This window comes from Candidatus Paceibacterota bacterium, from assembly GCA_041661305.1.
In the GTDB taxonomy this organism is placed as follows: Bacteria; Patescibacteriota; Minisyncoccia; order Phycocordibacterales; family VMEP01; genus VMEP01.
Window position 1 is genome coordinate 147,683 of sequence record JBAZUR010000001.1, and the last position, 12,713, is coordinate 160,395.

The 12,713-nt window shown below is 39.6% G+C and carries 12 protein-coding genes and 1 tRNA gene; all 13 read left to right on the forward strand.

Features of this window, described 5'->3' with window-relative positions; translation table 11 throughout:
• Positions 1–39 precede the first annotated feature (39 nt).
• The 13 genes from typA (at position 40) to WC724_00995 (ending at position 12,706) form a co-directional block, all read left to right on the forward strand.
• The gene (gene typA, locus WC724_00935) at positions 40–1,830 is read left to right on the forward strand and encodes a translational GTPase TypA (GenBank protein MFA6077564.1); all 1,791 of its coding nucleotides are present in this window, start codon (positions 40–42) and stop codon (positions 1,828–1,830) included.
• A gap of 97 nt (positions 1,831–1,927) precedes the next feature.
• Positions 1,928–2,191 (forward strand): metal-sensitive transcriptional regulator, encoded by a 264-nt coding sequence (locus tag WC724_00940; protein MFA6077565.1) that lies wholly within the window; start codon positions 1,928–1,930, stop codon positions 2,189–2,191.
• A 3-nt stretch (positions 2,192–2,194) separates the two neighbouring features.
• Positions 2,195–3,016, forward strand: a complete 822-nt coding sequence (locus tag WC724_00945) for a sulfite exporter TauE/SafE family protein (GenBank protein MFA6077566.1) — start codon at positions 2,195–2,197, stop codon at positions 3,014–3,016.
• A gap of 5 nt (positions 3,017–3,021) precedes the next feature.
• Positions 3,022–3,414 carry a hypothetical protein gene (locus WC724_00950; GenBank protein MFA6077567.1) on the forward strand — a complete coding sequence of 131 codons (393 nt, stop codon included), beginning with the start codon at positions 3,022–3,024 and terminating at the stop codon, positions 3,412–3,414.
• 53 nt (positions 3,415–3,467) lie between these two features.
• Complete coding sequence (locus tag WC724_00955; GenBank protein MFA6077568.1) at positions 3,468–4,391, forward strand: hypothetical protein; 924 nt, start codon at positions 3,468–3,470, stop codon at positions 4,389–4,391.
• A 46-nt stretch (positions 4,392–4,437) separates the two neighbouring features.
• A complete protein-coding gene (locus WC724_00960; GenBank protein MFA6077569.1) occupies positions 4,438–5,754 on the forward strand; it encodes a DUF4147 domain-containing protein in 1,317 nt (438 codons plus the stop codon).
• A gap of 19 nt (positions 5,755–5,773) precedes the next feature.
• Positions 5,774–8,200, forward strand: coding sequence for a phosphoenolpyruvate synthase (ppsA, locus tag WC724_00965; GenBank protein MFA6077570.1), 2,427 nt, complete (start codon positions 5,774–5,776; stop codon positions 8,198–8,200).
• A 17-nt stretch (positions 8,201–8,217) separates the two neighbouring features.
• Positions 8,218–9,237 carry a hydroxyacid dehydrogenase gene (locus WC724_00970; GenBank protein MFA6077571.1) on the forward strand — a complete coding sequence of 340 codons (1,020 nt, stop codon included), beginning with the start codon at positions 8,218–8,220 and terminating at the stop codon, positions 9,235–9,237.
• Between the two features lie 4 nt (positions 9,238–9,241).
• Positions 9,242–10,417: an enolase C-terminal domain-like protein gene (locus WC724_00975; GenBank protein ID MFA6077572.1), complete on the forward strand. Its 1,176-nt coding sequence runs from the start codon at positions 9,242–9,244 to the stop codon at positions 10,415–10,417.
• A 16-nt stretch (positions 10,418–10,433) separates the two neighbouring features.
• A tRNA-Pro gene (locus WC724_00980) sits at positions 10,434–10,504 on the forward strand.
• Between the two features lie 28 nt (positions 10,505–10,532).
• Positions 10,533–11,117: an HD domain-containing protein gene (locus tag WC724_00985; protein MFA6077573.1), complete on the forward strand. Its 585-nt coding sequence runs from the start codon at positions 10,533–10,535 to the stop codon at positions 11,115–11,117.
• Positions 11,118–11,141: 24 nt separating this feature from the next.
• Entirely contained in the window at positions 11,142–11,870 is a 729-nt protein-coding gene (locus WC724_00990; GenBank protein MFA6077574.1) for a ZIP family metal transporter, read from the forward strand.
• Between the two features lie 14 nt (positions 11,871–11,884).
• Positions 11,885–12,706: a hypothetical protein gene (locus WC724_00995; protein ID MFA6077575.1), complete on the forward strand. Its 822-nt coding sequence runs from the start codon at positions 11,885–11,887 to the stop codon at positions 12,704–12,706.
• Positions 12,707–12,713: the final 7 nt, after the last annotated feature.

Here is a 12,713-nt window from a genome sequence, read left to right on the forward strand (position 1 = left end):
AGGCACCTGTAGACGGCCTATTTTTTTTATTCAAAACAAATGGAAATTAGAAATATTGCAATTATTGCTCACGTTGACCACGGCAAGACCACCTTGACCGATGCTTTAATGCGTCAAACTGGCGTTATGAAGGAGGGGGTCACGATGGATTCAAATGCGCTTGAGCTTGAGCGTGGAATTACTATTTACGCCAAGAATACATCCGTTCCCTATAAAGGAACAAAAATAAATATTGTTGATACTCCTGGACACGCGGATTTCGGTTCTGAGGTTGAGCGTGTTTTGCGTTCAATAGACTCAGTGCTTTTAGTTGTTGACGCGCAGGAGGGGCCAATGCCACAAACACGCTTTGTTCTAAAGAAGTCGCTTGAACTCGGATTAAAACCAATAGTTGTTATTAACAAGATTGATAAACCAGCCGCCAACCCAAAATACTGCGAAGATTTGGTTCTCGAACTTTTTCTTGAGCTTGGAGCCAATGATGCTCAGGCTGATTTTCCTGTTGTATATGCAATCGGTAGGCAGGGGATTGCAAAAACAAACTTAAATGACGATTCAAAGGACCTAACTCCACTTCTGGAAACAATTTTAGAAAAAGTTCCTGCGGCGTCATCTTCAGATTTGGCGACAAAAACGCTTGAGTTTCAACCATTCAATCTTGGTTACGATAATTTTCTCGGAAGACTTGCTGTTGGGCGTGTTTACCAGGGGATATTGAAAGCAAATACTAATTTGTTTATAAAAAAGCCAACAGGAGAGACCCGTTCGGGAAAAGTTTTAAAGATTTTTACGTTTAATGGAACTGATCGTGTTGAGGAAGATGAAGCTGTTGCTGGCGATATAGTTCTTATTTCTGGGTTACCAGATATTTACATTGGAGAAACTATTACAGACGATACAAACACAGAGCCGCTTCCAGCTATAAATATTGATGAGCCTACTATCGCTCTTTCTTTTTTGGTTAATAATTCGCCATTTGCTGGGCGCGAAGGAAAATTTGTTACTTCACGACAAATTCGTGAATACCTTGAACGTGAACTTGAGGTTAACGTCGGACTAAAGGTGGATTTTGATTCAGCTGGCGGTGAAAGCTTTCGTGTTTTTGGGCGCGGTGAACTACATATCTCAATTTTACTTGAAAACATGCGCCGTGCCGGATATGAAGTACAAGTTTCTCAACCACAGGCAATTATCCGTGAAATTAATGGGGAGAAGCACGAGCCTTTCGAGGAGGTTGTTGTTGATACACCAGCTGATTTTCAAGGTGCAATTATTGAGCGTTTGAGTATGCGCGGTTTTTTGATGAAGGATATGCATCATGCTGAAAAAACTGTGCGTATGATTTTTGAGGGACCAACACGTGGTCTTTTGGGATATCGGGGCCAGTTTGTTATTGATACCAAAGGTGAAGGAATTTTGGCTTCTCACTTTATTGGATTTAAGCCATATGCGGGAGAGATAAAGAAGCGTGCCGTTGGGTCTATGATTTCTATGGCTGCGGGAAAGACTCTCGGATTTTCTTTGTGGACTCTACAAGAGCGTGGTGTTTTGTATATTGGGCCTGCAACGGAAGTCTACGAAGGAATGGTTATCGGCAATACTTCAAAAGGGGAAGAAATGAATGTTAACCCAACAAAAGGAAAACAGCTTTCAAACATGCGTTCTTCTGGTACTGACGAAGCTATTAACTTGGTGCCACCGTTTACGCTTTCTATTGAGCGTGGACTCGAAGTTATGTCCGAAGATGAGTATTTGGAAGTCACTCCTAAAAACGTTCGCCTACGTAAACAATTCCTAACAGAAAACGACCGTACAAAATCTCGTAGATAATTTTTAGAAAATTAAAATCCCCCTAAAAACTAGGGGGATTTTAATTTCTTGACCAAGTACCCTCTGGGGGTATAATGAGAGGATATTTTTAGTTGATATGAATCCACAAAAGACAAAATTAATTAGACGCCTTAAAATTGTTGAAGGACAAGTTCGTGGTTTAATAGAGATGATAGAAAAAGATAAATATTGTATTGATATCATTACCCAGAGTTCTGCTGCTAAACAAGGACTTTCAAGTTTCGAGGACATACTCATGGAAAATCACTTGTCTGATTGTGCGGTGAGTCAAATAAGAAATGGTAATACTAAAAAGGCGATTGGTGAAATTATTGAAGTATATAAGCTAAAAAGAAAATAAATTATGTCTAACCCAGAACTGTTATCCGAGGAAGATAAAATTATAAAATGGGGGGAGTTTGTTTATGCACTTCCGATTTCCGCATTAGTTATTTTGGGATTCGTTTTAATCCAAAAAGCTGGTTTGGCCAACTTTATTAATTCGTCTGACGTTAGTTACGGAACGGCATTTGTTATTGGACTCATTGCCTCTGTTTCAACGTGTCTTGCAGTTGTTGGTGGAATAGTTCTCTCATTGTCTGCCAACTCGGCAAAAAGAGGGGGAACATGGCGCCCCCAAGTACTTTTTCATATTGGACGACTTGTAGGATTTTTTGTTTTAGGGGGAATAATTGGACTTATTGGTAGCACATTTCATTTTAGTATTATAGCTAACATTGTTCTTGGTATTATTGTTGGGATAGTGATGCTTATTTTGGGAATAAACCTTTTGGATGTTTTTAGCCCTATAAGAAAGTTTCAGGTGCGATTACCTAAATGTTTTTCACGATATGTATTGAATATAAGTGAGCGAAATTATTATTTTACTCCAGCATTATTTGGAGCTGGGACTTTCTTTTTGCCGTGTGGTTTTACTCAATCGATGCAGGTATATGTTTTAACAGCAGGTGGTTTTATTGAGGGAGCTATTACCATGTTTGTTTTTGCCCTAGGGACATTTCCAGTACTAGCATTGCTTTCGTTCGGCTCTCTCAATATTGCTAACAGTTCTTGGAGGGGGACATTCTTTAAAATAGCCGGTATTTTAGTTATTGCTCTTGCCCTCCTTAATATCACCAATTCTCTAGTAGTAGCTGGGGTTATCGCTCCAATTTTCAACTTATAAATATTATGAATAAACAAATAATTTTGTCTCTACTGATAACTGTGGCACTGATTGGAGGAGCCGTCTTTTTTACAAGAGATAATTCTAGAGAGAGTGACCTTGGTGAAATCGCTTCGATTGAAATGGTTGATGGGAAGCAAATTATAAATATGTCTGCAAAGGGTGGCTACTCGCCAAGAATCGTCAACGCGAAAGCTGGGGTTGATACCATTATTAAAATGAAAACCGAAGGCACTTTTGACTGTTCAGCAAGTTTGGTTATTCCAGAAATTTCCTACCAGAAGCTTCTTTCGCCAACTGGTGTTGAAGAAATATTGATTTCTAAGGATAAAGCAAAAGGGACAATGCAAGGCTTATGCTCAATGGGAATGTATAATTTTCAAATAAGGTTTAATTAGTCGCGACTTTGAAGTCTTTGCTTTTTGTTTTTCCTGCTTGTAGAATTCTTTAGATGAAAAAAACCACTCTAAAAATATGGGTACTTACTATTTTTGTGGCCACGATAGGTGCTTTTGGTGCAAGTGTAAACGCTGCAACTATTCCAACAACCGAAACTCTTGTTAATGATGGCGCCTCGCAGATTTATGTTGACCGCAATGGGCACGCGGTTATTGGTGGAATTAAGGTGATGCAAGTTGCTGGTAGCACCTACTTTTCTCGTTTAATTTGGGGTGAAAGTTTTGTCAGAATTACAGTGAAGGCTAATAGTAAAACTAAGTTTGCGAATAAATATGGAGAGCCTATGTTGGCGAAGGAAATTGCAGAAGGCGATATTCTAGTGGTGGAGGGCGAACTAGAATCCGCTTCTCAAACGATTACGGTTATTCCAAGTGTTATTCGTGATATTTCAAATCAAACTCAAAATAACGAATTTTCTGGAACAGTCAGTAATATACGCCTCGATTCAGACACGTTTACTCTTACAACAAAAACAAAAGGGGCGATTACAATTTCGGTAAACAATGGAACTTCTACTCAAATTAGAAAAGGTAGCCGTATTATCAATCTTTCCTCGCTACGTAACGGGGATAAAGTTACAAAGGTTGACGGTGTTTTGAATCATGCGACAAATCAAATGATTGCTCGTAGTGTTGTGGTTTATGTAGACATGAAGACCTTTAAGCCAAGAAATTTTGAAGGTAAGATTAAGGAAATTTCTGGAACAACACTCCCGCTCATTTTTACGGCAACAGTTGGTGGGGTTGATTACTCTGTTAAGTTAAATGAAGCTACTGTTGTTTTGAATAATCTTAGAAAATCAGTTAAGCTTTCGCGCTTTGAGGCGGGGGACAAGGTTAGGTTTTATGGAGAAATAGAAGAAGCCGACTCTCCAATTATTGGTAAGGTGGAAATAATTCGAAACTTAGATTTATAAAAGAAATCACAGTTTTGGGGCATGAAAATATGCTACAATTTGCGCAATGCAGAATGTAGCTAGTGGTAAAATTAAGAATTTTAAAGAACTCGCGATAAATGACTCGCGTCGGGTTGCTCTTGAAATAGCTGAAGCTGGTCTTTGTGCCATTGATACTGGTAAGGTTGTTAGAAAGTTTATTTCAAAGGACGAAGGTAGGATTGTTTTTGGTGCTGGTTTAACGGTTGAGCCTCTTAGTAACGACAAGAGGATTTTTTTTATTGGTGTTGGTAAGTGTGCCTATGACGCAGCTGTTGTGGTTGAAGAAATATTGGGAGAAAAATTAACAGGTGGTATTGTTTTTGATGTAAATATTCCCGAGGAAAATGTTTTGAAACGGGTCAGAAGTTTTGCCGGTACACACCCATTTCCATCAGAAACAAATGTTGCCGTTTCAAAAGAAATTGTCTTTTTACTTTCAGATTTAACCGAAAATGATCTTGTGATTATGGCAATTTCTGGTGGCGGTTCGACTCTACTTTGTTTGCCAGATAGAAGCCAAACTTGTCTTGATGAAAAATTTATAATTGAAGGACTTTTTGAGTCAGGAGCAACGATTCAGGAGATTAACACAGTTAGAAAACATCTCTCCACAGCGCGCGGTGGTTTTTTGGCGAAACACGCATACCCAGCGAGAGTTGTTTCGTTAATTTTTTCGGATGTTCCTGGAAATGACTTAGGCTTTATTTCTTCCGGCCCAACAGTTGAAGACAAAACTACAGTAGAAGAAGCTAAGGTGATTCTTGATAAGTACAACGTCGTAAACTTAACAGGGTCGCCAGTAATTTTGATTGAGACACCAAAAGAAGATCAATATTTTAAAAACGTTTATAATGTGATTGTTGTTTCAAATGAAATTGCCCTTAAGGCGATGGAAAGAAGAGCGCGAGAACTTTTATTTGAAGCAAAAATTGTAACCGATACGCTTTCTGGTGAAGCTAGAGAGGTTGGTTTGTTGGTGGCGGAATCATTACGTAACGTGCACAAAAGATCGGTTTTGCTCTATGGCGGAGAAACAACCGTTAAGGTTAAAGGGTCAGGACTTGGTGGAAGAAATCAAGAATTGGCACTAAGTGCGCTTTCTCACCTTGGGTTTGGCGAGCTTGTAGTTTCTTTTGCTACCGACGGTAGGGATAATGGAGACTACATGGGGGCGATAGTTGATAATGTTTTAAAAAAAGAAGCCGAAAAACTACTACTAGAGCCGAAGGAGTTTTTGGAAAAAAACGACAGCTCTTCGTTTTTTAAGAAAACAGGAGGTTTGCTCAAATCGGGGTATACTGGGTCAAACGTTTCTGATTTAATTATAGGGATAAAATTTTAACAAGATAAAAATGAACGAGATGAATGAAAATAAATACGTTGTCTGGATGGAGGATGTCGGAATCGAAGATGTTGGAACGGTTGGTGGGAAAAACGCTTCCTTAGGGGAAATGATAAAAAATTTAGGAGAAAAAGGGGTTGCAGTACCTTCTGGATTTGTTATTACAGCAGACGGATATCGTTATTTCATGAAAGAGACGGGAATGGAACAGTTTGTTAAAAAAGCACTTAATGGGCTCGACACTAAAAACCTAAAAGATTTGTCAAAACGTGGAAAGTTGGTTCGCGAAAGTATTATTGCAACAAAAGTACCCGTAGAGCTTGATCGTCAAATTGCACTTTGTTATGAGATGATGGAAAAGAGGTATGGTAAAAATATTGACGTCGCTGTTCGTTCCTCTGCAACAGCGGAAGATTTACCTGGTGCATCGTTCGCAGGAGAACACGAAACGTACTTAGGAATTCGTGGAGCAAAGGATGTGACACAAGCAACAAAGGCGGCTTTTGCCTCGCTTTTCACCAACAGGGCTATTTCGTATCGTGTTGATAAGGGTTTTGATCATTTCACAATTGCTCTTTCCGTGGGTGTCCAGAGGATGGTCCGTTCAGATAAAGGGGTTTCAGGAGTTATGTTTACGGTTGATACCGAATCTGGATTTAGAGACACCGTTGTTATAAACGGCTCCTACGGATTAGGAGAAATGGTTGTTCAAGGGCAAGTAACACCCGACGAATTTTTTGTTTTTAAAAATACAATTGATACTGCCCCAAAAGCAATTATTTCAAAAACACTTGGTGAAAAAGCCGACAAGATGATTTATTCAGCAGGGGCCAAAGGAATTCGCCCTGTGAAAATTATCAAGACAACGCCAGCCGAGCGAAATAAATTTTGTCTTTCCGACGAAGAAGTTTTAAAACTTGCTAGATGGGGGATGATTATTGAAAAACATTACTCAGATAAAAGTGGAAAATGGACACCAATGGATATGGAGTGGGCAAAAGACGGCAATACTGGAGAGCTTTTTATCGTACAGGCGAGACCAGAGACAGTGCAGGCACTTCGCGATTTCTCTAAGGTGAAGGAATATATCCGCAAGGAAGAAGGGAAGGTATTAACTGCTGGTGTGTCAGTTGGTAGTTCTATTGCCGTTGGTAAAGCGCGCATCATCATGGACGCCAAAAAGATTGGGGAATTTAAGCACGGTGAAGTTCTTGTTACTGACATGACAGACCCAGACTGGGAGCCGATTATGAAAATTGCTTCTGCGATTATTACAGATAAAGGGGGGCGAACATCTCACGCAGCAATTGTTGCTAGAGAGCTTGGGATTCCAGCAGTTGTTGGTTCGAGTGATGCAACTCGAAAAATTAAAACGGGAATGACAGTGACTGTGGACACAACCGGTTCGGACGGGGTTGTTATGGCCGGAGCACTTAAGTTTGATATTGTGACCCATGATTTGGCTTCAATACCAAAAACAAAAACAAAGATTTCTCTAAATATTGCAACACCTGATACTGCTTTTGAAAAATCATTTTTGCCAGCTGATGGAGTTGGTCTTGCTCGAGAAGAATTTATTATTGCTTCAGAAATCGGCATTCACCCGCTAGCGCTTTTAAATTATAAAAAACTGTCGGGGGCACTTAAGAAAAAAATTGATGCAAAAACTGTTGGCTATACTGACAAAACACAGTTTTATGTTGATCGACTTGCTTATGGAATTGGAAAAATTGCGGCAGCCTTTCACCCACGCGAGACAATCGTGCGTTTCTCTGATTTCAAGACAAATGAATACAGAACTCTTTTGGGTGGCGAGGCTTATGAGCCGTCGGAAGAAAACCCAATGATTGGTTGGCGCGGGGCATCTCGTTACTATGACCCTAAATTTAAAGAAGCTTTTAAGTTTGAGTGTTTAGCAATAAAAAAAGTTAGAGAAGAAATGGGTCTTGATAATGTTACTCCAATGGTTCCGTTTTGTAGAACAGTTGAAGAAGGAAAACAGACCCTTGAAATTATGGCGGAGGCAGGACTTGTGGCAAAATCTTTGGCAAAAGAGGGGCAAAAAAGTGTTCCTGTTTATGTAATGTGTGAGATTCCATCGAACGTTATGCTCGCCGATGACTTTCTGGATATTTTCGATGGTATGTCCATTGGGTCAAATGATCTTGCGCAACTAACCCTCGGCTTAGATAGAGATTCTGGAATTGTCAGTCATGTGGCAAACGAAAACAACGAAGCCGTAAAGAAGATGATTAGCGAAGCGATAAAAAAATGTAGAGCTCGCAATAAATACGTCGGTATTTGTGGACAAGCACCATCAGATTATCCAGAGTTTGCGGCATTTTTAGTGGAAGCAGGAATTGAGAGTATGTCGCTTAATCCAGATACAATAATAAAAACACGTGGCGTGGTCGCGGAAAAGGAAAAAGAGTTGGGTATTAATTAATGTAGTACAATATAAACATGACAAAAGTTTCATTTTTCGGTGTGAAGCAATGGGAAGAGGAATATCTCAAAGAGAAAATGTCGCAATCTGTGCCCGGAGTGGAGATGTCTTTCTCTACGGAAATACTAGATAAAAGCCATACTCCAGCTGACGCAGGTGCGGATATTGTTTCAATCTTCGTCGATTCTACCGTCGACAGTGAGGTTATTAGCAAGTTTCCAAATTTGAAATTTATTCCAACTCGTTCTACTGGATATGACCACGTCGACCTAGCAACATGTAAAGAAAAAGGAATTACAGTTTCCTCAGTTCCGTCTTATGGCGAAAATACTGTCGCGGAATTTGCTTTCGCGCTAATACTATCACTGTCACGTAAAATTTTTGAAGGATATGACAGAATAAAAGAGAAAGGTAGTTTTAGTTTTGACGGTCTTCAAGGTTTTGACTTAAGAGGAAAAACAATTGGCGTTGTTGGGACAGGTCATATTGGGCGCTTTTCCATAAATATCGCAAAAGGGTTTGGTATGAATATTGTGGCCTATGATCCATACCCAAATGAACAATTAGCAAAAGAGCTGGGGTTTGAATATAAATCTTTTGACGACCTACTTTCAGCGAGCGATGTTGTGACTATTCACGTGCCGTATCTTCCAACAACTCACCACATGTTCAATGAGCAAAAATTCTCATTGATGAAAAAAACTGCAATTCTTGTTAACACAAGTCGTGGACCAATTATTGATACGCAAGCTTTGGTAAAAGCACTTAAAGATGGAACAATTGCTGGTGCAGGGCTCGATGTTCTTGAGGAGGAAGCGGTAATCAAGGACGAGATGGAGTTTTTGAAAAAAGGAAGCGGAGAGGGTCATGATTTAAAAACAATTGTTGCTAATCATGTGCTTATAGATTTGCCAAACGTTGTAATGACCCCACACAACGCTTTCAATACTGGAGAAGCTCTTCGCCGTATTTTGGACACAACCGTAGAAAACATAAAAAATTATTTGGCTGGCACCCCATCAAACGTAGTTAAATAAAAGCATGTACGAGATAGACGACATAAAAGCTGAAATTATTAAGGATTCTCGCGGGGAAGAAACGGTTCAAGCAACGGTTACTCTTACGGGCGGAATAACTGCTTCTGCTTCTGTTCCACAAGGAAAAAGTCGCGGGGCTGGAGAAGCCCACTATGTTTCTCCAGATTATGCAGTGATAAATATTCAAGAAATTATTTCACCTGCATTGAAGAACTCGATGAGTATTATGCAAAAAGAGATTGATGCTAGGCTTAAGGCGCTCGATGGAACACCAACAAAAGAAAAACTTGGAGCAAACGCCATTCTCGCTGTTTCAATCGCCGTTGCCCGCGCAGCATCTGTCGCGCGTAACATACCACTGTGGGCACATCTTAGAGAGATGACAGGTATTCCAATTTTGGATAATTCTCGTCCGCGACTTTTTGTTAATTTAATAAACGGCGGTGAACACGCAAAAAACAATCTCGCTTTTCAGGAGTATCTGGCAATTATTGATGGAGCAAATTTTGCTGAAATGATTGAGGTCCAGGCGTCTCTTTGGAGTAATCTTAAAAAAATGTTTAACGATAAGTTTGGAGATGCTTTACCTCTTGGCGATGAAGGTGGTTTTGCCCCAGAGGCAATGAGCGATAACCTCGAGCCCTTTCGCCTAATCAAATCTGCAGCAGGGGAACTTATCGAGGATGGTTTTGTTACGTTGGGTACAGACGTAGCAGGAGCGAATGCAAAACTATCACTAGAAGAGAGGGGTATTCTTTTTGAGACGGCAATAAAAGATTACCAGCTCACTTACATTGAGGATCCATACGGAGAAGAAGACTTCACTTCTTTTTCCAAAATGACTGCAACATATGGGGATAAGATGATAATTGCAGGGGACGATCTTACTGTGACAAACTCTGAATTGATGCGAATGGCTAACCAGAAAAAAAGTATAAACGGGGTCATAATAAAGCCAAATCAAATTGGCACGATTACAGAAGCCTTGGATGCTGTGCGTACAGCGAATAGTTTTGGTTGGAAGGTTGTTGCTTCACATCGAAGCGGGGAGACCGAGGATACTTTTATTGCAGATTTTGCTTATGCAATTGGTGCCTTTGGCCTGAAATTGGGTGTGCCAACTCAAGTTGCTAGACATACAAAATATGATAGGTTGCTTGAGATAGACAGGGAGATTTAAAGGTGGGTTTGTAATTCGGGGTATAGTATACCGGTAGTACGCATGTTTCGGGTGCGTGAAGACAGGGTTCGATTCCCTGTACCCCGACTAATGTTTTAATGAGAACCCTATTTATATGCTTAGCAAGTTAATTAATTTTACAAAACTTTTAAATAAATTTCGCTCTGTTGAGCGGGTTCTTTTGGTTAACGAAGAGGAGAGAAACGAAAATGACGTAGAACATAGTTACTATTTGGCTATGCTTGCGTGGTATGTGATTTCTACTAACAAACTAGACCTAAACCTTGATTTGGTAATCAAGTACGCATTGGTACATGATTTTGTCGAAGTTTACGCTGGCGATACTTATATTTATTCTTTAGATAAAACACATACAGGCAGTAAGATGCAAAGGGAAAAAGAAGCGGCAGAACAGTTAGAGAAAAATTTCCCTGAATTTCAGGACATGCACCAGCTGATTGAAAAGTATGAAAAAAGAGAAGACAAAGAGAGTCGCTTTGTTTATGCTTTGGACAAAATTCAGCCAGTATTAAATATCTATACGGACAAGGGGCGAACCTGGAAATTACATAAAGTTGGACTACAAATGCTTATTGAACACAAAAAAGACAAGGTTGCCGTTTCTGGTGAAGTCGAGGAATACTTTAAGGCGTTGGTCGAGCTTCTTAGGAAGGAGGAAAAAGACCTATTTAATGATTAATGCTCGCGTGTTAATATAACTATTATGTCAGCTATTATTTTTATTTTTCTTACACTAATTTCCTCTTTTTTTGGAGGTCTTCTTGCTTTTAGGTATCGTGACCACTTACACATAGTTTTGGGGTTTACTGCAGGTATTCTTCTTTCTGTTGTCGCTTTTGATTTGATGCCAGAAATTATGGAAATGACTCAAGAGCTCGCGGTCGATCCAATGGTTCCAATGGTTGCTCTTATAGCTGGGTTTTTCCTTTTCCACATTCTTGAGAAGGCTGTTTTAGTACATCACGCAAACGAAGATCAATACGGACCACACACTCATCCAACAGTTGGAGTTGTTTCGGCCTTAGCTCTCGCGGCACACTCATTTTTAGACGGTGTTGGTATTGGACTAGGCTTTCAGGTCTCTCCGGAATTAGGCATGCTCGTTTCCCTTGGTGTGATCTCTCATGCATTTTCTGATGGTTTAAATACTGTGACAATCATGCTTCAAAATCACAACCCCGCAAAGAAAATTATGTTGTTTTTGTCTATTGTCGCGGTTGCCCCTGTCTTAGGTGGTATCTCAACATTGTTTTTTAGTGTTCCACAAGAAATCCTTCTTATTTATCTCGGGTTTTTTGCTGGATTCTTTCTTTATATTGGAGCATCAGAAGTTTTACCTGAGGCACACAGTCAAAGACCGTCTGGTCGTGCAGTCTTAGCAACGATTGTTGGAGTTCTTTTTATGTTTTCTGCGACAATATTTGCACATTAAAAATAAAATTTAATATGTATAGTAAAAAAACATATATCTTAGCCACAATTATTGGGTTAGCTTTGTTTGCTTTTACGCCAACGATTTCTTTGGCAGTAGACGCCGTTGTTAAGAATGCTGGTTTTGCCCCTGGTAATATTTGGTTTTCAAAAAATGATTTTGCTCCAGGAGATGTTGTAAAAATTTATACAATTCTTTGGAATGGAGGGAAAGAAACAATTACTGGTGAGGTTGTTTTTTATGATAATGATTTAGTGTTGGATAAGGTCGCGTTCTCTCTTTCGACTGGTAGTACAAAAATTGCATCGGCTGATTGGAGTGTTGCTGAGGGTTATCACAAGGTTTATGCAGTTGTTGGAACGTCCAAGATTGGAAGCAGTGGAGCAACTCTTGAATACTCAAAAACAGAAGAAAGTGAGCATTTTATTGGAGCTCCAATAAAAACAACTAGCCCAACTAGTACAGCCCAGCAAATTGTTGAACAAAAAATTAATTTTGCAAAAGAGTATGCAACTGAAAATTTTCCAGCTCCAGTTGTTGAGACAACAAGCTCTATTACGAGTGTCGTTGAATCGGCGCGAAAAGATGTAAAGATTTGGAGTGATAGCAAATCAGCGCAAGTGCAAAAAAACATAGAAGCGATAGGCGCGAAGATTGCCAAGAATGATGCAGGGTCCGATACATGGTCTGCTGTTAAGCGCCCACTAAATTACGTGTATTCTTTTTTACTAACGTTAGTTGGTTATATTTTTGGTAACCAGTTTATTTTCTATGGGATTATTGCCGTAATTTTGTTTTTATTTTTGAGATTTATTAAAAGACGTTTTATCTTTTGACCTAATC

Coding starts and splice junctions, on each gene's coding strand:
- typA (MFA6077564.1), top strand. CDS start 40: ATGGAAATTAGAAATATTGCAATTATTGCTCACGTTGACCACGGCAAG.
- WC724_00940 (MFA6077565.1), top strand. CDS start 1,928: ATGAATCCACAAAAGACAAAATTAATTAGACGCCTTAAAATTGTTGAA.
- WC724_00945 (MFA6077566.1), top strand. CDS start 2,195: ATGTCTAACCCAGAACTGTTATCCGAGGAAGATAAAATTATAAAATGG.
- WC724_00950 (MFA6077567.1), top strand. CDS start 3,022: ATGAATAAACAAATAATTTTGTCTCTACTGATAACTGTGGCACTGATT.
- WC724_00955 (MFA6077568.1), top strand. CDS start 3,468: ATGAAAAAAACCACTCTAAAAATATGGGTACTTACTATTTTTGTGGCC.
- WC724_00960 (MFA6077569.1), top strand. CDS start 4,438: ATGCAGAATGTAGCTAGTGGTAAAATTAAGAATTTTAAAGAACTCGCG.
- ppsA (MFA6077570.1), top strand. CDS start 5,774: ATGAATGAAAATAAATACGTTGTCTGGATGGAGGATGTCGGAATCGAA.
- WC724_00970 (MFA6077571.1), top strand. CDS start 8,218: ATGACAAAAGTTTCATTTTTCGGTGTGAAGCAATGGGAAGAGGAATAT.
- WC724_00975 (MFA6077572.1), top strand. CDS start 9,242: ATGTACGAGATAGACGACATAAAAGCTGAAATTATTAAGGATTCTCGC.
- WC724_00985 (MFA6077573.1), top strand. CDS start 10,533: ATGCTTAGCAAGTTAATTAATTTTACAAAACTTTTAAATAAATTTCGC.
- WC724_00990 (MFA6077574.1), top strand. CDS start 11,142: ATGTCAGCTATTATTTTTATTTTTCTTACACTAATTTCCTCTTTTTTT.
- WC724_00995 (MFA6077575.1), top strand. CDS start 11,885: ATGTATAGTAAAAAAACATATATCTTAGCCACAATTATTGGGTTAGCT.